The organism is Pseudonocardia sp. (assembly GCF_050250275.1).
Classification (GTDB): Bacteria; Actinomycetota; Actinomycetes; order Mycobacteriales; family Pseudonocardiaceae; genus Pseudonocardia.
In genome coordinates, this window is record NZ_JBFWOY010000041.1 from 32,302 (window position 1) to 51,098 (window position 18,797).

Below are 18,797 nucleotides of genomic sequence, written 5' to 3' on the forward strand. Positions count from 1 at the left end.
TGTCGTGAGGGCGGCCCGACAGCCCTGACGACACGTTCGTCCCCGCGCCGCGAGCCGAGCGGGTCACCAGGACGAGCCGCCGACGCTCACCACACGCCGGGGACGGCTCCGCGCATCTGCCCGTCGCCCGGACGCCACGAGGTTCCGGGAATCGACACGCGGGGCCCGCAACCCCGGCACACGCGTCCGCGAACCCGGCAGGCCGGCCCGGGACCCGGCGCACAGACCCCGCGGACACGGCGCGGCACCGGGAACACGTGGAGCCCGGGGAACGGCACGCAGAGTCGGGGGACCAGGGTCCCGGGAGCTCGGGGCGCCGGCGGGGCGGTGAACCGCCGGCCCACGGGCGACGCCCCGGAACGGGCCGACGGCCGCCGCGGGGAGGGCCGCGACGGCCGTCGGGATGCGACACCGGACCGTGGCACCGGTCGGGGTGTCGCGCCGCAGAAGTCCGGTCAGACGGCGATCTTGTCGCCCGGGTGGATCAGGTTCGGGTTGTCGGCGCACTGCGGGTTCTTCGCGACGAGCGCCTTCCAGCCGCCGGCGACCTTGTGTGCGGTCGCGATCTCGCTGAGCGTGTCGCCTGCGACGACGGTGTAGGTGCCGGTGGCGGCGTCGGCGGGCTGGGAGGCGCGGATCTTCTCCTCGGCGGGCTTGGCGGCCTGGGTCTTCGGCGGCGCCTGCGTCGTGGTCTTCTTCGGGGCCTTGGGCGCGGTGGTGGCGGCGCTGCCGCCCGCGGGGACCTCGCGCGGGGTGGAGCCGCCGCTGGCGCCGGCCTTCTTGGAGCAGACGGGCCAGGCGCCCCAGCCCTGGCCGGCGAGGACCTTCTCGGCGACGGCGATCTGTTCGGCCTTGGTGGCCTGGTTCGCGGTCGCGGCGTAGGCGGTGCCGCCGAAGGCCTTCCAGGTCGACGCGCTGAACTGCAGGCCGCCGTAGTAGCCGTTTCCGGTGTTGATGCTCCAGTTGCCGCCGCTCTCGCAGGCCGCGACGCGGTCCCAGGTGGCGTCGGTCGCCGCGTTGGCGGCGGGCGCGAGAGCGACGAGCGGGCTGCCGACGACGACGCCGGCGAGGGCTGCGCGGCCGAGCGTGCGGGCGGTGCTGGTGGGTTTCCGGTGCTGACCGCGGTAGCGGGCCATGGCATTTCTCCGTCGCCGCGCGTGCGGATTCCGGCCGGGGGGGGTTCCGGCGGCGCGGTTCTCGGGGAACCGCGTTCTCCGTCCTGCCCAGCGGATGCTGTCGGGGAATCGGGACCGTCGGACAGGACTCGCGCAACGGTTCCGAGACCCGACCGTCAGGGGAGTTCGGAGCGGGCCGTCGGCGACGCTACGTGCCCTCTCGCGGATCGCAAACTCGATCGAGTGAAAGGAATGTCAAGGGGTTCCTGCCCCAGCCTCATGACATTCTTGTGTTTCCGCAGGTGACCGGGCGTGTATCACGGAACGACAACAGCTGGATTTCGATACGACAGGTTGCGTGAATGTGATACATGTCACATTCCTAGTTCCGGGGGGCGCCGGGGGAGCCGCGGCCGACCCGGCCCCGGTCGACACCGTAGGGTCGCGGTCGTGGAGTTCACCCACATCGACAGCGCCGGTGCCGCCCGCATGGTCGACGTCACCGGCAAGGAGCCGACCGCGCGCACCGCGGTGGCCACCGGCGTGCTGCACACCACCCGCGAGGTGGTCGAGCTGCTGCGCCGTGACGGCCTCCCGAAGGGCGACGCGCTGGCGACGGCCCGCATCGCGGGGATCATGGGCGCCAAGCGCACCCCGGATCTCGTTCCGTTGTGCCATCCGATCGCGCTGAGCGGCGTCGTCGTCGATCTCGAGCCCGACGACGACCGGGTCCGCATCCGGGCCACCGTACGCACGACCGACCGCACGGGCGTCGAGATGGAGGCGCTGACGGCCGTCGCCGTCGCCGGGCTCGCCCTGCACGACATGGTCAAGGCGGTCGACCCCGCGGCAGTGCTCGACGCCGTCCGCGTCGAGCGCAAGGACGGTGGCAAGACGGGCAGCTGGGTCCGTCCCGAGGAGCGGTCGTGAGCACCCCGCGGCGGGCGCACGTCGTCACCGCGTCCAACCGTGCCGCCGCCGGGGTCTATCCCGACCGCGGCGGCCCGATCATCGTGGAGTGGTTGCGCGCCAAGGGATATGAGTGTCCCGACGCCACTGTCGCGGCCGACGGCGAGCCGGTCGGGGAGGCGCTGCGGGGAGCGGTGGCCACGGGTGTCGACGTGGTCGTCACCACCGGCGGGACGGGCATCTCCCCCACCGACGCGACGCCCGAGGTCACCCGCGCGCTGCTCGACTACGAGGTCCCGGGCCTGGCCGACGCGATCCGCGCGGCGGGCGCCCCGAAGGTCCCGGCGGCGATCCTGTCGCGCGGGCTCGCGGGCGTGGTGGGCCGGACGCTCGTCGTCAATCTGCCCGGGTCGACCGGCGGGGTCCGCGACGGCCTGGCGGTCCTCGACGACGTCCTCGACCATGCCGTCGACCAGCTGCGAGGAGGCGATCACTGATGGCGGACGTGTTGCGCGCCATGGTCGGAGAGGAGCCGCTGGACGTCGACGAGCACGCCCGGCTCGTCGACCGTGCCCAGGCGGGAGCGGTGGTGACGTTCGCGGGGGTCGTGCGCGACCACGACGGCGGCCGGTCGGTGCGGGGGCTGGAGTACAGCGCGCACCCGACGGCCGGGCGGGTCGTGGCCGAGGTGGCCGCCGAGGTGGCGGGCCGGGCCGCGGGCGTCCGGGCGATCGCGGTGAGCCATCGCGTCGGGCTGCTGGAGATCGGTGACGTGGCGCTGGCCTGCGCCGTTGCCGCGGACCACCGTCAGGACGCGTTCGCGGTCTGCGCGGAGCTGGTGGACGAGGTGAAGCGGCTGCTGCCGGTGTGGAAGCACCAGGTCTTCACCGACGGCACCGACGAGTGGGTCAACTCGACCTGAGACCCGGCCCCGGGACGACCTCGGGCCGCCGCCCCCGGCACACCCTGCGGTGCAGGGCGAACCAGGTGCGACGGCCCGGAGGACGTCGTCAGCCGACGGCCAGGACCTGGCCCACGCCGATGAGGTTCGGGTCGTTGAGCACGTTGCGGTTCTTGTCGAACAGCGCCTGCCACGTGGTGCCGTGGGCAACCGCGATCTTCGACAGGGTGTCGCCCGCGACGACGGTGTAGGTGGCGCCCGGGGCGGCAGGGGCGACCGGGGCCTTCGGCGCGACGGGCGCCTTGGGCACGACCGGCGCCGAGGCGCGCTGCGGGGTGGTCACGGTGCCGATCTTCGGCGGGGTGCCGGAGAGGCCGAGCTTGCGCGAGCAGGCGGGCCATGCGCCCCAGCCCTGCCCGGCGAGCACCCGCTCCGCGACAGCGATCTGCTGCGCGCGGGAGGCGTTCTGCGGCATTCCGGTGCCGCCGAAGGCCTTCCAGGTGCTCAGGGTGAACTGCAGGCCACCGTAGAAACCGTTGCCGGTGTTGATGGCCCAGTTGCCGCCGCTCTCGCACTGGGCAAGGCGGTCCCACGCGTCGGCGCCGGCGGCGTTGGCCGTGCCGGCGACGGCGACCGGGGCGCCGACGACGACCGCGCCGGCGACCAGCAGGCGCGCGATGCTCCGCTTGGAGACGAGCGTCATGTCGTTGCTCTCCTACCGCTCGCCCGAGGAATTCCAGGAGGCCGGGCGGGGGGGGTGCCCGTGGACGGTCGGGACCGTCCGTGCCTCGGAACACAATTGCTTGCATTCCGGAAATTGCTTCCTCGCCCTGCCCCGTCTTTTCCACTCGACGGACCGGAAACCGCGGGACAGGGAGCCGGGAGCGGCGGTTCCGGATGTATTCGGCCACCCCATGACGGAGCGACCGAGCGGGAACGCTACGTTTTCGGAGGGCCGTTCGGTCAAATCGATCCTGAGTGACCATCGTCACTGTAACGTCCGGGAAATACTTGCCGACGGGTCGAGATCCCCAGGTCAGACTCGCTGAATCACGAAACGATCACGCCCGAAACATTAGAACCAAATCGGAAATGTTGTCGACCGGGTCACATCGAATACGTCGACAATCGGTGACCTGTCGATCACCCTCCGTGCGATGGCGACCCCCGTCACACCTGGCCCGGGGCCGCCCCGTCCGCCATGCTGGTGAGGTGAACCGACGTTCTTCCCGCACCGGGCCCGACGCGGGGGCACGGTCGTGACCGCCCCCGCGGCGCCCGCGTCCCCCACCGAGCTCGCCGATGCCCTCCGGGCCACCGGCTATCTGCCCGACGACGGCCTCGCCACCGCCGCCTTCCTCGCGATGCGAATGGGGCGGCCGCTGTTCTGCGAGGGGGAGCCGGGCACCGGCAAGACCGCGCTGGCCCAGGCGCTCGCCCAGGTGACCGGCGCCGAGCTGATCCGGCTGCAGTGCCACGACGGCATCGACGCCTCCCAGGCCCTCTACGACTGGGACTTCCCGCGCCAGCTGCTGCACCTGCGCGCCCTCGAGGCGACCGCGGGCGCCGAAGGGGCCACGCTCGACGCCGATGCCGTCGAGGCCTCGTTGTACGACCGGCGCTTCCTGCTGTCGCGGCCGATCCTGCGCGCCCTGACGACGACGCCGAGCGTGCTGCTCATCGACGAGGTCGACCGTGCCGACGACGAGTTCGAGGCCTTCCTCCTGGAGGTGCTCACCGAGCACGCGGTGACGATCCCCGAGCTCGGGGAGATCCGGGCGACGACGCCGCCGCTGGTCGTCCTGACGTCCAACCGCACGCGCGAGGTCCACGACGCCCTCAAGCGGCGCTGCCTCTACCTCTGGCTCGACCACCCCGACGTGCGTCGCGAGATCGACATCCTGCGCAGCAGGCTGCCCGGGGTGCCGGAGCGGCTGGCCACCCAGGTGGCGACGACCGTCGCGAAGCTGCGCCGGGCCGAGCTGCTCAAGCCGCCCGGGGTCGCCGAGTCGATCGACTGGGCACAGGCCCTGCAGCTGGTCGGTGCGACGACGCTCGATGTCGACAGCGCTGCCGCGACGCTGGGTGCCGTGCTCAAGTACCGCGAGGACGCCGACCGGGTGCGCGACCAGCTCGACGCCCTGCTCGCATCCTGAGCCGGGGCGGAGCGCGCCGATGATGCCCGGAGCCCCGGCCCTCAGCGACACCGACGACGACGCCGACCCGATCGCGGGGCTGGTCGGCTTCACCGCTGTGCTGCGCGGTGCCGGTCTGCCGATCACCACCGACCGCGTCGCGGCGTTTCTCAGCGCGCTCGACGAGCTCGACGTCACCAGCAGGCTGCAGACGTACTGGGCGGGGCGGCTCACGCTGTGCTCGGACCCGGACGACCTGCCGCGCTTCGACATGGCCTTCGACGCCTGGTTCTCCCCGCCGCGCGGGGGGACGACGCGGATCGTCGACGAGCGGCCCCCGCCCCCGCCGAAGCTCGCGTCGCTGACGGTGAACCCGGAGGAGGGCGGCGACGCCGAGGACGACGACGGCGAGCAGATCAAGGCGACTGCCAGCGGGAACGAGGTGCTGCGCCACCGGGACCTCGGCGACATGTCCCCGGTCGAGCGCGAGCACCTGCGGATGCTGCTGGCGATGTTGCGTCCGGAGCCGCCGACGCGCGCGTCGCGGCGGCTGCGGCCCGCCCGCCACGGCGAGCCCGACCCCGGCCGGACGCTGCGGGCGGCGCTGCGCAACCAGGGTGAGCTGCGGGAGCTGCGACGCCGGTCGCGGTCGCGGCGTCCGCGCAAGGTGGTGCTGCTCATCGACGTCTCGGGGTCGATGGAGCCCTACGCCGACTCGTTGCTGCGGTTCGCCCACGTCGTGGTGCGGCGCTCGCCGGCCTCGGTGGAGGTGTTCACGCTCGGCACCCGGCTGACTCGGGTCACCCGCGAGCTGCGGATGCGCGACCCGGAGCACGCGTTGCACGCGGCGGGCAAGGCGATCCCCGACTGGTCGGGTGGGACGCGCCTGGGCGAGGTACTGCGCGCGTTCGTCGATCGCTGGGGCCAGCGCGGGGCGGCGCGACGTGCGGTCGTCGTCGTGTTCTCCGACGGCTGGGAGCGGGGCGACACCGCCATGCTGGGCGAGCAGATGGCGCGGCTGGGACGGCTCGCGCACCGGCTGGTCTGGGTCAACCCGCACGCGGGCAAGGACGGGTACGCGCCGGTACAGGGGGGAATAGTGGCCGCTCTCCCGTACTTGGACGAGTTGTTGGCGGGCCACAGCCTGGACACGCTCGAACGACTGCTCAGGGTGGTGCAGCATGCGTGATGTGATCGATCAGCTCGAGGGCTGGTGGAAGAACGGGCAGGAGGCGGCGCTCGCGACGGTTGTCGGGACGTTCCGGTCGGCTCCGCGCCAGCCCGGAGCGTCGATGCTGGTCGGACCGGCCGGCGAGGCGGTGGGGAGCGTGTCGGGCGGCTGCGTCGAGGGCGCGGTCTACGAGCTCGGCGGCGAGGTGCTGGCCGACGGGCGGCCGCGGCTGCAGCGCTACGGCGTGTCCGACGACGACGCGTTCTCCGTGGGTCTGACGTGCGGCGGGATCCTCGACATCTACGTCGAGAAGGTGTCGCCGGAGACGTACGCGCAGCTGGGGACGGTCGCCGACGCTATCCGCGACGAGTCGCCCGTGGCGGTGGCCACGGTCGTCGCCGGCCCGGAGCAGCGGCTCGGCAAGCGCCTCATCGTGTGGCCGGAGTCGGTCGACGGCTCCACAGGCTCGGAGCGGCTCGACGAGGCCGTCCGTGACGACGTGCGCGGTCTGCTGGCCGCGGGCCGCAACGCGACGCTGCACTACGGCGTCGACGGGCAGCGCCGGGGCGAGGGGCTCGACGTGTTCGTGGAGTCGTTCGCGCCGCCGCCGCGCATGATCGTGTTCGGCGCCATCGACTTCGCGGCGGCCGTCGCCAAGATGGGCAACTTTCTCGGCTACCGCGTGACGGTGTGCGACGCCCGCCCGGTGTTCGCCACGGCGAGCCGGTTCCCGGGGGCCAACGAGGTCGTCGTCGAGTGGCCGCACCGGTACCTGGAGGCCGAGGCCAAGGCCGGCCGCGTCGACTCGCGGACCGTCATCACGGTGCTCACCCACGACCCGAAGTTCGACGTGCCCGTCCTGGAGGTCGCGCTGCGGCTGCCCGAGGTCGGCTACATCGGCGCGATGGGGTCGCGGCGCACCCACGAGGACCGGCTGGAGCGGCTGCGCGAGATCGGGTTGACCGAGGCGGAGCTGGCCCGGATGTCGAGCCCCATCGGGCTCGACCTGGGAGCCCGCACCCCGGAGGAGACGGCCGTGTCGATCGCCGCCGAGATGATCGCCCTGCACTGGGGTGGCGACGGTGTCCGGCTGGCCGACCGCGAGGGTCCCATCCACCTGGCCACGGGCTCCTGATCGGGCGCCCCCTCCTTTCGGAGGGGGCGTTCCTGACCGGGAGGTGGGGTCGTCCGCGGGGCGGCTGGCTAGCGCACGCTGATCCGCTTCGTGTCGGTCAGCGGCGCGCGTCCGGCGCCGCCCGAGGGGTCGTCCTCCGTCACGACGAGCTCGTAGTCGCCCGGTTCGAGGGTGACGGTGAACCGGTAAGGGCTGAACCGCTGTCCCTCGGCGGTCGTCGCGACGCCGGAGGTGACGACGCGCCCGTCCTGTCGGACCTCCCACGGCAGCGTCGCCTCGAACACCGCCGCCTCGCCGGTGACGACGACCTCGCGGCCGACGGTGGCGCCGTCGGCGGGCGCGTCGATCTGCACGAGCGAACGCACGGACGTCTGCTCGGCGCGGACGACGGGCACGCTGATGTCGGCGAGCTCCCACAGCTGGTCGGCGCGTTGCCCGTCGACGAGGACCCGGACCGGGTCGGTCGACTGCAGCGCCCCTTGCACGGTGTAGACGAGCTGTTGCAGCGCAAGGCGTGCGACGGCCTTCGACGCGGGCGCGCGGCCGATCCCGGTGAGGTCGACGACGATCTCGCCGCCGCCGTGGGTCACCGGTCCGCGCGGGGTGACGCCGGTCGGCCAGAGGGTGCGGTAGTCGGGGTCGATCGCCGGGGTGCCGAGCAGCTCGCGGACGGCGGTGGTGGCGGGGTCGCCGGGGGCCACGGCGTGGAACTCACGGAAGAGCCGGGTCCCGGCCGGGGTGTCGGCGGCGTAGTAGACGGGCACCGCCCGGGTCGCGGGCGGGGCGCTCGTCGGGGCGCCCGTCGGGGCGCCCGGGTTGGCCGGGATCCGGCGGTCGTCGGCGTTGCCGCTCCCGGTGCAGGCGGCGGCACCGCCGGCGAGCAGGACGACGAGGGCGGCGACGACGAGCCGTCGGACACGAGGAGGGCGCACCGGCCCAGGGTCTCGGATCGGGTGCCGACCGAGGAACACGACACACCCCCCGTCAGTGGTGAATGGTCGCGATGGCGACCATACACCACTCACGACCTCGCGGTCCCCCTCGACATGACCGCATCGTGGCGGGGCAGCGGGCGGACCCGCCGCGCACCCGCGGCCGCGGCGGCGCACAGCACGGCCGGGAGCAGGAACGCCACGTTGAGCGGCATCAGCGCCGTCAGCGGGCCGATGACCGCCGGTCCGGCGAGCATGCCCAGGTAGCCGAGTCCCGCGACCCGGGCGACGAACGTCCCGGACGTCCGCGGGTCGCCGGCGCCGGCCGCGCTGAACAGCTGCGGGACGCAGCCGGAGACGCCGAGCCCGAACACCGTCCAGCCGACGACGGCGAGCGGTACCGACGGCGCCACGACCACGACCGTCAGTCCCAGCGCCCCGGTCAGCCCGCCCCAGCGGACGACCGCGACCGGTCCGACGCGGGCCGTGACCCGGTCCGCGACGAGCCGCCCGGCCGTCATCGCCACCGAGAACCCGATGTAGGCCGCGGCGGCGAGGGCGGGCGTCGCGCCGTGCACGGACGTCAGGTCGAGGGTGCTCCAGTCGTTGGCGACGCCCTCGGCGAGGAAGAAGCACAGCCCGAGCAGGGCGAGACCCCAGATTCGGCCGGGTGTGCGGACCCGCCCGCCCGCGTGCGGGTCGGCCGTCGTGGCGTCGGGGACCTGGTCGCGCGGCAGCAGGAACGGTCGTGTCGAGGCCGCCACGGCGACACCTGTCCCGGCGACGACCAGTGCGGGGACCAGCGGCCCGGCCGCGAGGGCCTGCAGGAGCCCGCCGAGCAGCGCCGCGGCGCCCGCGCCGAGCGAGTACGTCGCGTGGAATGCCGACATGATCGGCCGGCCGGCGTGCCGTTCGACCTGCACGGCGTGGGCGTTCATCGCGACGTCGAGGGCTCCGTTGCCGAGCCCGAGCAGCAGCAGCGCGACCGCGAGGCCGATGGCGTCGCCCACGAGGGCGGGTCCGATCAGCGCGAGCGCGCAGAGCGCGGCGGCGATCGGGGCGACCAGCCGGGCGCCGACCCGGTCCGACAGCGGCCCGCACACCTGCATGCCGACGAACGCGCCCCCACCGAGGACGAGCAGCAGCAGCCCGAGCAGCGCGTGCCCGACGCCGGTCTGGCGTTCGATCGCCGGGATCTGGACGACCCACGCGCCCATGACGAGTCCGTTCGTCGCGAACAGGGCGAAGGTGGCGATGCGTGCCCTTCGCAGCTCTGTCGGTGCGACGCTCATCGAGACCTCGTGTGAGAAGAATGGTGTTTCGAACAAGATTGCTGTTCAATCTGTCGTATGGCAAGTGCGGAGCGGCAGCGTCACATCGTCGAGCTGGTCTCGGCGGCCGGTGAGGTCGGCATCGCCGAGCTCGCCGAGGCCACCGGCGCCTCCGAGATGACCATCCGCCGCGACCTCGACGTCCTCGCCGACCGCGGCGTCGTCGAGCGCTACCGCGGCGGCGCCCGCAGCCTGCTGCGCGGCACCGAACTTCCCTACGGCGCCCGCTCCGCCGACCGGCTCGACGTCAAGCGCCGCCTCGCCGGGGAGGTCGCCGCGCTCGTCGCCGACGGCGAGTCCGTGCTGGTCGACGGCGGCACGACCTGCCTCGAGGTCGCCCGGGCCCTCAACGGCCGCCGGCTCACCGTCCTCGCCCTCTCGGTCCACGCGCTCGCCTCACTGGTCCCCACGCCGTCGCTCACCGTCCTCTCCCCCGGCGGCGCCGTCCGCGCCGGCGAGCTCACGTTCATCGGCCCGATGGCCTGCGACGGCATCGACCGGCTGCGCGTCGACACCGCCGTGCTCGGCTGCTGCGGCCTCACCGCCGCCGACGGCCTCACCGCCTACGACCTCGACGAAGCCGCCGTCAAGAAGGCTGCGATCGCCTCGGCCCGCCGGGTCGTCGTCGTCACCGAGGGCGCCAAGCTCGGCCGCACGGCGCTCGCCCGGGTCTGCCCGCCGTCGGCGATCGACGTCGTCGTCACCGAGGCCGGCGCACCAGCGGCCGAGGTCGCCGCGCTCACCGAGGCCGGCACCCTGATCCGGTTCGTCGGCGACTGATCCGGCAAGCTCGGCCCATGCCGCTGTTCTCGTTCGAAGGCGTCTCGCCCACCGTGCACCCCGACGCCTGGATCGCTCCCACGGCGACGCTGGTCGGCGACGTGCACGTCGAGGCCCACGCCTCGATCTGGTACAACGCCGTGCTCCGCGCCGACTTCGGCCGGATCGTCGTCCGCGAGGGCGCGAACGTGCAGGACGGCTCCGTCCTGCACGGCGGCGACGACCCGATCACCGAGGTCGGCCCCGGCGCCACCATCGGCCACCTGTGCGTCGTGCACGGCTGCGTCATCGGCGCCGAGGCCGTCATCGGCAACGGCGCCACCATCCAGGACGGCGCCCGCATCGGCGCCCGCTGCCTCGTCGGCGCAGGCTCCACCGTGGCCCCCAACAAGGTCGTCGACGACGGCACCCTCGTCCTCGGCGACGTCACCGCCTCACCGCGGGGGCCGCTCACCGGCTCCGCCGCCTGGTGGGTGCGGACCAACCCCGAGGCGTACCGGCTGCTGGCCCGCCGCCACCGCGACGGCGTCGAGCCCGTCTAGTAGGCCGCGGACGGGTCCACGTCGGGCGACGACGCCTGCGCCCAGTACCGGCGCGGGATCCGGCCCGCACCGTGCGCGGCCCGACCCGCCTCGACGGCCAGCCGCATCGCGTGTGCCATCCGCTCCGGATCGCCCGCGCGGGTCACCGCCGTGGCCAGCAGCACGGCGTCACAGCCCAGCTCCATGGCCTGCGCCGCCTCCGACGCCGTGCCGATCCCCGCGTCCAGCACGACCGGCACCCCGGCCTGCTCGACGATCATCGCGATGTTGTGCGGGTTGCGGATGCCGAGCCCGGTGCCGATCGGCGAGCCCAGCGGCATCACCGCCGCGCACCCCACCGACTCCAGCCGCCGCGCCAGCACCGGGTCGTCGTTCGTGTACGGCAGCACGGTGAACCCGTCGTCGACGAGCTGCTCCGCCGCGTCGAGCAGCTCGATCGGGTCGGGCAGCAACGTCCGCTCGTCGGCCACAACCTCCAGCTTCACCAGGTCCGTCTCCAGCGCCTCACGGGCCAGCCGCGCCGTGAGCACCGCCTCCGCGGCGCTGCGGCAGCCCGCCGTGTTGGGCAGGACCTCGATGCCCAGGCGGCGCAGCAGGTCGAGCACCCCGGTACCGGTCGTGGCGTCGATCCGGCGCATCGCCACCGTCGTCAACGCCGTCGCCGACGCCACGAGCGCCCGTTCCAGGATCTCCAGGTTCCCGGCACCGCCGGTACCCATGATCAGCCGCGACCCGATCTTTCGGCCGCCGATGACCAGCTGGTCGTCGCCCATCACGCTCACCCTCCCTGCACCGCGGTCAGGACCTCGACGCGGCTGCCGGCCGCCAACGCCGTCGTGCCCCACTCGGCCTTCGGCACCACCTCGGCGTCGACGGCAACCGCGACACCCACCCGCGGCGCGCCCATCGCGTCCAGCGCGTCGAGCACGCTCGCGCCCTCGCCGAGCTCGTGCTCGGACCCGTTGATCCACACGGTCATCCGTTCGCCCTCCTGAGCAGACGGGCCGGGTCGGCGACCCGCACCACGTCGGTCGCCGCCCCGTCCGCCAGCAGCCCCACGATCGCCTCCGCGGTCACCGGTGCGAGCAGGATCCCGTTGCGGTGGTGCCCGCTCGCCACGAGCAGACCCGCCGGCCCGACCGGGCCGATCAGCGGCAGGTTGTCCGGGCTCCCGGGCCGCACCCCGGCCGCCACCTCGAGCAACGCGAACTCCGCGACACCGGGCAGCACCCGCTCCACGTCGCGCAGCAGGTCCCGCACGCCGCCTACCGTCGGTTCCAGGTCGAACCCCACGTCGGCCTGCGTCGCCCCGATCACCAGCCCACCCGCGTCACGCGGCACCGCGTACACCGGCCGGCCGTCGACGAGCGCGCGCACCGTCCGCGCGGGCGCCGGGAACGCACCCGCGCGATGGCCCAGCCGCAGGATCTCGCCCTTCACCGGGCGCACCATCCCGCCGAGCGCCGGGTGCAACGCCGACGACCACGCCCCCGCCGCGACCACCACCGCGTCCGCCTCGACGAACGTCCCGTCGTCGCACGTCACACCCGTGACCCGGGTGCCGCCGTCGACCACCGCGGCGGCGTTGCGGGCGACGAGACCGACGCCCGCCTTCTCCGCCGCCGCACGCAGCGCGGCGAGCAGCATCCTGTTGTCGACGGCCAGGTCGTCGGGCACCGACAGCCCGCCCCGGACTTCCGGCCCGATCGCCGGCTCCAGCCGCCGCAGCTCCCGGCCCGACAGGCGCTGCACGGGGCGGCCCAGCCCGTCGAGATACGTCGCGAGCGTCTCCAGCTCGGCGCGGTCACCGCTGCCGGTGGCGGCGACGACCGTCCCCTCCGCCCGCAGCCCCGGCTCCCTGCCCGCCGCGTCGGCGAGCCGCGCGGCGAAGCCCGGCCACAGCCGCACCGACTCCACGCCCAGCGCGAGCAGCGCCTCCTCGCCCGGCCACGCCTCCGTCACCGGGGCGAGCATCCCGCCCGCCACCCATGACGCACCCGACCCCGGTGCCGCGTCGACGAGCGTGACCCGGGCACCCTCGGCGGCCGCGCGCCAGGCGCACGAGAGCCCGACGACCCCACCGCCCACCACGGCCAGTCGCATGCTGCTGTCGATCGTCATCTCCATCCGCTCCCTGCGCCGGCATGACCCGGATCAGGTTCGACGGTCGGGACGGCTCGCGTCCCCTCTCAGCCCGCTGTCCGGGCTCCCGTGCGTCACCTGCCGGCCAGCCTACGCCGTAGGGTTTCCCGTCGTGCCCATCCCCGACGGTGATTCCCGGCGCGCCCGCCTCGCCGACGCCCGCCTGTACCTCTGCACCGACGCCCGCCGCGCCCGCGGCGACCTCGCCGAGTTCGCCGACGCCGCCCTCGCCGGCGGGGTCGACATCATCCAGCTGCGCGACAAGGGAACCGAGGGCCCCCTCGAAGCCCGCGCCGAGCTCGCCGCCCTCGAGACCCTGGCCGAGGCCTGCGCCCGCCACGGCGCGCTGCTGGCCGTCAACGACCGCGCCGACGTCGCCCTCGCCGCCGGCGCCGACGTCCTGCACCTCGGCCAGGACGACCTGCCCGTCGAGTGGGCCCGGCGCATCGTCGGCGACGACGTCGTCGTCGGCCGCTCCGCCCACAGCTCCGACGAGACCGCCACCGCCGCCGCCGAAGCGGGCGTCGACTACTTCTGCGCCGGCCCCTGCTGGCCCACGCCGACCAAACCCGGCCGCCCCGCTCCCGGCCTCGACCTGGTGCGCACCGTCGCCGGCCGCGCCCCCGACCGCCCCTGGTTCGCCATCGGCGGCATCGACCACGACCGGCTCGACGAGGTCCTCGACGCCGGCGCCCGGCGGATCGTCGTGGTCCGGGTGATCACCGAGGCCGAGGACCCGGGGGCCGCGGCGCGCGCCCTGGCCGCCCGCCTACGCCCCTGACCGGGCCGATCTCCCGATCGGTCCGGCCACGCAGCCCGCACCGGCCGGGGTGGTCACCGATCGCGGAACCTGGGCCGTCGGTGATCACCAGGTGTGGTGCACGAGCGCCGGATCCCTGCGTCCGTCCGCCGGAGACGATCGCCACAGGCGGGCCGGGTCAGCCGCCCGAGCCGCTCCCGCTGTCGCCGGCTCCCGCGCCGGACCCGTTCAGGTTCGGCAACAGGCCCCCGCCTCCGCCGCGGGGGGCGGTGGGGGTGGCTCCGGTGGTCGTCGGAGGGCTGGTGGTGCTGGTCGCGGAGCCGTCGCCGGGGCTGTTGTGCTGCCTCGGTTCCCGGGTCGGCGCGGTGTCCGGGTCGGAGTCGTTGCCCGCGCTGCCGGACCCGGGGTCCTCGGGCGCCACGGTCGTCGGCCCGCCCGAACCGCCGGAGGCGGGTTGCAGCACCCTGCCGACCGACGTGCCGGACTCGCCACCGGAGATCGGCGATCCCTTGACCCATTCGATGCCGGTGACCACGAACAGACCGATCGCGAACGCCACCACCGCGACCCCGGCCATGACCGCGATGCGCTTCGGCGTGAACCGTGACGCACGTCCGCCGGCGTCCTGGTCACCGAGCCGGATGGTGCCGTCGGCATCGGCGACCGCGCGAGTCGCGTCGGGGTCGTCGCCGCCACGTCCGCCGGCCGGCGCGGGCATGACGGCGGTGACCTCGGCTCCGGTGTCGTCGCGGCGGAGCCGGACGACGCGGGACCGGACGGTGCGCGTGGTGGTGTCGAGGCCGCGCTGGAACGTGGTGGTCACGACCGACGTCACGATCGCGGCGAGGGCGGCACCGGCCACGGTGCCCGCGACGCCGAAGTAGGAGCCGACGACGGCGGTCGTCGCCGCCGCCCCACTACTGGCGATGATCTTGGGCAGGTTGTACTCGGCCTTCGCGGCCGGCTGCGGCGCCGGGTCGGGCCGGGTGCTGGTCGTCGCGTCGTCGGGCCTGCTGCCGGCCGGGACGGGGTCGCGACGGGTCGGGCCGGGGCTGGGCGGCACGCCGGGGGCCGGGTGTCCGGTCGGCGGCGTCCGGACCCCGACGGGGGCACGGTGCCCGTGCGCGTGCCGGCCGGATCCTCCGGGCGCGAACCCGCCGGGCAGCGTCCCACCGAACCCTCCGGGGGGCGTCCCACCGAATCCTCCGGACGGCATCCCACCGAATCCTCCGGACGGCGTCCCACCACCGGGCGGCGTCGCACCGAACCCCCCGGGGGGTGTCCCGCCGGATGCGCCCGGCGTCAGGTCGCCCGGCGGACGGCGAGGGGTCGGCACGCCCGGAGTGCCGGCGGGCGGGGCCGGTGCCGGCGGCCAGGGGGCGCCGGGGCGGCCGGGCCCGGGTGGGCCCGTCGCCGCCGGGCCTGCGGGCACCGGGTCGTTCGCCTCGGGGTCGGGGTGTCGGCGCTGCTGGGGAGCGGGGTGCCGATCAGGGGCGGGGTTCGGGGGTGGGGACTGCTGGTACCGCATGGCTCCTGTTCGCGATCACGTCGGTTCGGTGCGCTCACCGTCGTCACCGGTACCAACGCAGGCGGGCCGCGGAACACGCCCGTTGATCACCGACAGTGAGTGCCTTCACTCTCCTTCGTGGGGACCGGGAGCCGTAGACGTTATCGAACCGTCACCGATCTTCCTCAGACGGGTGGCGCCGCCACGACTCTCCGTGACGATTCGGACGAGCCGGAGATACCGCCGCCACCCCGTCGACGACGGGATGCAGCAGGCCCGGGTGCTCGTCGGGCAGCGACCGGCGCAGCACGACCCAGGAGACGGCGATGCAGGCCCCGACGAGCGGCCACGTGAGCGCGATGCGGGCGATGCCGAGGGCGACGACCTGCCCGGCGGCGAAGAGCGGGAGAAAGACGGCCAGCCGCACGAGGTACTGGCCGACCCACACCCAGCTGGCGCGGCAGTACGCGCGCAACAGGTCCGGGTCACGGCGCCAGCGCATCCCCTGCCCGAGGACGAGCCCGACGACGAGCCCGAGCAGGGGCCGGCGGATGACGATCGACACCGCGAACGCGAGCGCGCTGCCGGCGTTGCTCGCGATCTGGACCAGGAAGAAGTCGACGGCCCGGCCGGTCGCGACGGCCACCACGACGGCGACGGCGACCGGGATGAGGCCGAGCAGGACCGATCGGGGCCTGCCCCCGCGCGCCATCCTGAAGCCCGCCACCAGGATCGCGGCGACGACGGCGGCACCTCCGCCCCAGGAGACGGCGGCGCTGCCTGCGGTGCGGTCGGCGACGAGCCAGGCCACGACGAAGGCGGCGACGGGGATCGTGGCGTCGAGGGCGCCGCGTCGCCCGCCCAGGATCTCGCGCAGGGTCGGCTCGGCGGGCCGAGGGGGAACGGTCACATAGGTAAGGGTGCCCTATTGCGGCGATCGGTTCACCCCCTGGCGCGCCGGACCGAACCTGGGTGATCCTGGACGCAAGCACCACCCGACGGTGGGGTGACGTGCCGGTGAACGCGTCCGGGGTGGTGCCGAAGTGGATCGAGGGGACGGCATCATGCGCGCGAGGAACACCTTCGTCGCCATCGGCGACAGCTTCACGGAGGGTCTGGACGACCTCTGGGACGACGGCTCGCCCCGTGGGTGGGCCGACCGCACCGCCGAGCGGCTCGCGGCTGGGCGTCCCGAGTTCACGTACGCCAACCTCGCGGTCCGCGGCAAGATGCTCGACCAGGTCGTCGCCGAGCAGATCCCGGTCGCCGAGCGCATGCGGCCGGATCTCGTCACGTTCTGCGCGGGCGGCAACGACATCATCGGCTTCCGCTGCGACACCGACGACCTCGCCGCGCGTTTCGACGCGGCGCTGGCCCGGCTGGTGGCCACCGGCGCCGAAGTGCTGATCTTCACGGGGTTCGACCTGCGGCGGATGCACCTGCTGATGCGCAGGCTGCGGGGGCGCGTCGCCTGCTACAACGAGCTCATGCGCGCCAGCGCCGAGCGGCACGGCTGCCGGGTCGTCGACCTGTGGGGCATGGACGTGCTGGCCGATCCCCGCGCGTGGAGCCAGGACCGGCTGCACCTGACCCCGGAGGCGCACGAGCGGGTGGCGCTGCGAGTGCTGGAGGCACTGGGCGAGCCGGTCCCGGCCGACTGGCGCACCCCGTGGCCCGCGGCGGAGACGCCCGGGTGGGGTTCGCGTCAGCGGTCGGACCTGGTGTGGGTCCGCGACCACGTGATGCCCTACGTCCGCAAGCGCCTGCGGGGCATCGCGATCGGCGACGGCTACCTGCCGAAGCGGCCCGAGCTCGCACCGGTCGTCCCGTTGGACGACAGGCTGGGCCGCCGGGTCTGAGAGACGGGACCGGCCCCACCCGGAGCGGGGCGGGGCCGGCGGCGGGACGCGACGTCCGTCAGTGCGGCACGGGCGTGAAGTCGCGGGCGCCAATGAACTCCGGCCGGCGCCCGGGTGCCGAGAACGGCTCGACGCACTCGTTCTCGACGCTGTTGAACACCACGAAGATGTTCGAGCGCGGGTAGGGCGAGATGTTGTCCGACGACCCGTGCATGCAGTTCGAGTCGAAGAACGTCGCCGACCCGGCGGAACCGGTGAGCATGGCGATGCCGTGCCGGTCGGCCAGCACCGTCAGGCTGTCCGGGTCCGGCGTGCCGATCTCCTGCTCCTTCAGCGACTCCCGGTAGTGGTCGGCCGGGGTCTCGCCGACGCAGGACACGAACGTCCGGTGCGACCCCGGCATGATCATGAGGCAGCCGTTGTACGGGAAGTTCTCCGTGAGCGAGATCGAGCAGCTGACCGCCCGCGGGACGGGCATGCCGTCCTCGGCGTGCCAGGTCTCGAAGTCGGAGTGCCAGTAGAAGCCGCCACCACCGAAACCCGGCTTGTAGTTGATCCGGCTCTGGTGGACGTAGACCTCCGAGCCCAGGATCTGGCGGGCGCGGCCGGCGACGCGTTCGTCGGCGACCAACCGCGCGATCGCGTCGCTGATGCGGTGCACCTCGAAGATCGAGCGCACCTCGTTCGACGTCTTCTCCACGACACAACGCTCGTCGCGGCGGACGTCCGGGTCCGTCGCCAGCCGGTCCAGCTCGGCGGCGTACCCGGCGACCTCGGCCGGCGTCAGGAGCTGCGGGACCTGCACGAACCCGTCGCGTTCGTGCGCCTCCAGCTCCTGGACCCCGAACATGCCATCTTCGGGGCCGCCCCGGACGGCCGGCTCCTCGCGCTCGATCAGCGACGCGGTCGTCGCGATCCGCGTGGGGTACCGGTCGCCGATCCGTCGATCACCGCCGACAACAGCGGTCATTCAGCTCGCCTCCTCCACTTTCGCCTTCCCGGTACCGGCCTTCTCGCCGGGGGTGATCGTGATCAGCGGGTACACGCCGTTCTCGTCGTGCACCTCGCGCCCCGTGACCGGCGGGTTGAACACACAGACCGTCCGCATCTCGGTGCGGGGTCGGAGTTGGTGTCGCTCGTTGCCGTCGAGCACGTAGATCGAGCCCGGCCCGAGCTGGTGGGTGGTGTCGTTGTCCTTGTCGTAGAGCTCGCCCTCACCGGCGGTGATGAACACGGCCTCGATGTGGTTGGCGTACCAGAAGTCGTTGATCGACCCCGCGTCGAGCACGGTCTCGTGAACCGAGAAGCCGACGCCGTCGTCGGCGAGGACGATGCGTTTGCTGCGCCAGTTGGGCGTCTTGACGTCGCGCTCGGTGTCGGTGATCTCATCCAGCGTCCGGACGATCATGGTCAGGCCCCCTTCACCACGGTGCGGACGGACTCGGCGATGATCGCGAGTCCCTCGTCGAGCTCGGCGTCGCTGACGGTCAGCGGCGGGAGCACCTTCATGACCTCGCTGTTCGGGCCGGAGGTCTCCATCAGCAGACCACGTTCGAACGCCGCGGCACAGACCTTGGC

General features: G+C 73.9%; 19 protein-coding genes, 2 pseudogenes and 1 riboswitch. Of the genes and pseudogenes, 9 read left to right on the forward strand and 12 right to left on the reverse strand.

From position 1 onward, the window contains the following. Positions 1–455: 455 nt before the first annotated feature. Positions 456–1,136: a transglycosylase family protein gene (locus tag AB7F12_RS28075; protein WP_428498748.1), complete on the reverse strand. Its 681-nt coding sequence runs from the start codon at positions 1,134–1,136 to the stop codon at positions 456–458. Between the two features lie 429 nt (positions 1,137–1,565). Here AB7F12_RS28075 and moaC point away from each other — a divergent pair, with 429 nt between their 5' ends. Together moaC and AB7F12_RS28085 are read left to right on the forward strand one after the other, a co-directional pair. Further along, positions 1,566–2,045, forward strand: coding sequence for a cyclic pyranopterin monophosphate synthase MoaC (gene moaC / locus AB7F12_RS28080; protein ID WP_428498749.1), 480 nt, complete (start codon positions 1,566–1,568; stop codon positions 2,043–2,045). Then, a pseudogene (locus AB7F12_RS28085) lies at positions 2,042–2,946 on the forward strand (molybdenum cofactor biosynthesis protein MoaE). The gene moaC and the pseudogene AB7F12_RS28085 overlap by 4 nt, the downstream one beginning before the upstream one ends. A gap of 88 nt (positions 2,947–3,034) precedes the next feature. Here the strand turns inward: AB7F12_RS28085 and AB7F12_RS28090 are convergent. Beyond that, positions 3,035–3,628 carry a transglycosylase family protein gene (locus AB7F12_RS28090; RefSeq protein WP_428498750.1) on the reverse strand — a complete coding sequence of 198 codons (594 nt, stop codon included), beginning with the start codon at positions 3,626–3,628 and terminating at the stop codon, positions 3,035–3,037. A 556-nt stretch (positions 3,629–4,184) separates the two neighbouring features. Between AB7F12_RS28090 and AB7F12_RS28095 the strand changes: the two genes are divergently transcribed. The 3 genes from AB7F12_RS28095 to AB7F12_RS28105 are packed head-to-tail and all read left to right on the forward strand — an operon-like array spanning position 4,185 to position 7,366. Next, on the forward strand, positions 4,185–5,081 hold the full coding sequence (locus AB7F12_RS28095; protein WP_428498751.1) for an AAA family ATPase: 897 nt from the start codon (positions 4,185–4,187) through the stop codon (positions 5,079–5,081). A 19-nt stretch (positions 5,082–5,100) separates the two neighbouring features. Then, entirely contained in the window at positions 5,101–6,249 is a 1,149-nt protein-coding gene (locus AB7F12_RS28100) for a vWA domain-containing protein (protein WP_428498752.1), read from the forward strand. Continuing rightward, on the forward strand, positions 6,242–7,366 hold the full coding sequence (locus AB7F12_RS28105) for an XdhC family protein (protein ID WP_428498753.1): 1,125 nt from the start codon (positions 6,242–6,244) through the stop codon (positions 7,364–7,366). The genes AB7F12_RS28100 and AB7F12_RS28105 overlap by 8 nt, the downstream gene beginning before the upstream one ends. A 68-nt stretch (positions 7,367–7,434) precedes the next feature. On the opposite strand, the gene AB7F12_RS28110 is transcribed toward AB7F12_RS28105, so the two are convergent. Next, a complete protein-coding gene (locus AB7F12_RS28110; RefSeq protein ID WP_428498754.1) occupies positions 7,435–8,298 on the reverse strand; it encodes a Gmad2 immunoglobulin-like domain-containing protein in 864 nt (287 codons plus the stop codon). Between the two features lie 89 nt (positions 8,299–8,387). Beyond that, positions 8,388–9,590, reverse strand: coding sequence for an MFS transporter (locus AB7F12_RS28115; protein ID WP_428518033.1), 1,203 nt, complete (start codon positions 9,588–9,590; stop codon positions 8,388–8,390). Between the two features lie 57 nt (positions 9,591–9,647). On the opposite strand from AB7F12_RS28115, the gene AB7F12_RS28120 reads away from it, so the two are divergent. Together AB7F12_RS28120 and AB7F12_RS28125 are read left to right on the forward strand one after the other, a co-directional pair. Next, positions 9,648–10,409, forward strand: coding sequence for a DeoR/GlpR family DNA-binding transcription regulator (locus tag AB7F12_RS28120; RefSeq protein WP_428498756.1), 762 nt, complete (start codon positions 9,648–9,650; stop codon positions 10,407–10,409). Positions 10,410–10,426: 17 nt separating this feature from the next. Continuing rightward, positions 10,427–10,951 carry a gamma carbonic anhydrase family protein gene (locus tag AB7F12_RS28125; RefSeq protein WP_428498757.1) on the forward strand — a complete coding sequence of 175 codons (525 nt, stop codon included), beginning with the start codon at positions 10,427–10,429 and terminating at the stop codon, positions 10,949–10,951. Here the strand turns inward: AB7F12_RS28125 and AB7F12_RS28130 are convergent. From AB7F12_RS28130 to thiO, 3 genes are all read right to left on the reverse strand, one after another. Continuing rightward, positions 10,948–11,724, reverse strand: coding sequence for a thiazole synthase (locus AB7F12_RS28130; RefSeq protein WP_428498758.1), 777 nt, complete (start codon positions 11,722–11,724; stop codon positions 10,948–10,950). The two genes, AB7F12_RS28125 and AB7F12_RS28130, sit on opposite strands and share 4 nt — an antisense overlap. 5 nt (positions 11,725–11,729) lie before the next feature. After that, positions 11,730–11,930 carry a sulfur carrier protein ThiS gene (gene thiS, locus AB7F12_RS28135; RefSeq protein WP_428498759.1) on the reverse strand — a complete coding sequence of 67 codons (201 nt, stop codon included), beginning with the start codon at positions 11,928–11,930 and terminating at the stop codon, positions 11,730–11,732. Then, on the reverse strand, positions 11,927–13,072 hold the full coding sequence (gene thiO / locus AB7F12_RS28140) for a glycine oxidase ThiO (RefSeq protein WP_428498760.1): 1,146 nt from the start codon (positions 13,070–13,072) through the stop codon (positions 11,927–11,929). Before thiO ends, thiS begins: the two co-directional genes overlap by 4 nt. Then, positions 13,066–13,174, reverse strand: a riboswitch (TPP riboswitch). (Overlaps the previous gene by 7 nt.) A gap of 31 nt (positions 13,175–13,205) precedes the next feature. Between thiO and thiE the strand changes: the two genes are divergently transcribed. Next, positions 13,206–13,874, forward strand: a complete 669-nt coding sequence (gene thiE / locus AB7F12_RS28145; protein WP_428498761.1) for a thiamine phosphate synthase — start codon at positions 13,206–13,208, stop codon at positions 13,872–13,874. Between the two features lie 157 nt (positions 13,875–14,031). Here thiE and AB7F12_RS28150 read toward each other — a convergent pair whose 3' ends face one another. Both AB7F12_RS28150 and AB7F12_RS28155 read right to left on the reverse strand, forming a co-directional pair. Beyond that, positions 14,032–15,069, reverse strand: coding sequence for a hypothetical protein (locus tag AB7F12_RS28150; RefSeq protein WP_428498762.1), 1,038 nt, complete (start codon positions 15,067–15,069; stop codon positions 14,032–14,034). A 463-nt stretch (positions 15,070–15,532) separates the two neighbouring features. Beyond that, a complete protein-coding gene (locus AB7F12_RS28155; protein ID WP_428498763.1) occupies positions 15,533–16,270 on the reverse strand; it encodes a DUF3159 domain-containing protein in 738 nt (245 codons plus the stop codon). A gap of 154 nt (positions 16,271–16,424) precedes the next feature. Between AB7F12_RS28155 and AB7F12_RS28160 the strand changes: the two genes are divergently transcribed. Continuing rightward, a complete protein-coding gene (locus tag AB7F12_RS28160; RefSeq protein ID WP_428498764.1) occupies positions 16,425–17,219 on the forward strand; it encodes an SGNH/GDSL hydrolase family protein in 795 nt (264 codons plus the stop codon). Between the two features lie 58 nt (positions 17,220–17,277). On the opposite strand, the gene thpD is transcribed toward AB7F12_RS28160, so the two are convergent. The 3 genes and pseudogenes from thpD to AB7F12_RS28175 all read right to left on the reverse strand — a co-directional run. Further along, positions 17,278–18,189 carry an ectoine hydroxylase gene (thpD, locus tag AB7F12_RS28165; protein ID WP_428498765.1) on the reverse strand — a complete coding sequence of 304 codons (912 nt, stop codon included), beginning with the start codon at positions 18,187–18,189 and terminating at the stop codon, positions 17,278–17,280. Continuing rightward, positions 18,190–18,627, reverse strand: a complete 438-nt coding sequence (locus AB7F12_RS28170; RefSeq protein WP_428498766.1) for an ectoine synthase — start codon at positions 18,625–18,627, stop codon at positions 18,190–18,192. It lies immediately after the preceding gene. A 2-nt stretch (positions 18,628–18,629) separates the two neighbouring features. Continuing rightward, positions 18,630–18,797, reverse strand: a pseudogene (locus AB7F12_RS28175) (diaminobutyrate--2-oxoglutarate transaminase); the annotation flags it as partial.